The sequence below is a fragment of the Mitsuaria sp. TWR114 genome, from assembly GCF_007997345.1.
In genome coordinates, this window is record NZ_VOSR01000605.1 from 1 (window position 1) to 747 (window position 747).

Consider the following 747-nt stretch of genomic DNA (forward strand, 5'->3'; position numbering starts at 1 on the left):
GCCGCGGCGGGCACGTCGCCGCTGGCCATCGCCATCGCCAGCTGCTCGCGGGCCTGCGCGGTCGCCTCGCGCTTCGCGCGGGCCTGCGCCAGGCGCTCCTCGCGCATCCGCTTGAGCGCCGCTTCGGGATCGCTGTGGCTGCGCAGCTCCTGCTGCATGTCCTCCAGCGCCTTCATCAGCTCGAGCTCGCGCTGGATCAGCGCGGCCTCGATCGAGGGCTTGCCTTCGCCCGCGGGCCAGAAGCCCAGGCGCTGCATTTCCTCGAGGACGAAGGCGTCCTTGGACGAGGCGCGGATGCGCTCGATGATCTCGGCGCGGGTGGGGACGCGGTCGCTCATGCGGCGCCTCCTGGGAGCGGCGCCGGCGACGCGGCGGACAAGCGGTGGAAGGGGAAGAAGGGGAGTGCAGCGCGCTTCTCGTCGAAGAGCCTGGAAGGCTTGAGGGACGGGCGCTGTCCACTCGACGCCGCGCGCACCACCGTCGCACGATTCGCTTCAGGGAAGCCCCATGGGAATCTGCGACGGTGGTGCTGCGCGGCACAGTGAAGACGGCGCCCGTGACGCATGGAACGGCAGGTGGCAAGGACGGCGAAACACCGCCCGGGTTGCAAGAGCCTGCGCGCTGCACTCGAAATCAGTTTAACCACAAGCCTCGTCATGCCGCCTCCGGACGGGTGCCAGGTGTTGCGGCCGCGACGGCGTCCGGCGCCGCCGGCGACCATTCGGCCAGCCGCGGCTGCGCGAGCTG

General features: G+C 71.2%; 1 pseudogene. It reads right to left on the bottom strand.

Features of this window, described 5'->3' with window-relative positions:
• Positions 1-338: pseudogene (locus FUT87_RS20520) on the bottom strand (RNA-directed DNA polymerase); the annotation flags it as partial.
• Positions 339-747: the final 409 nt, after the last annotated feature.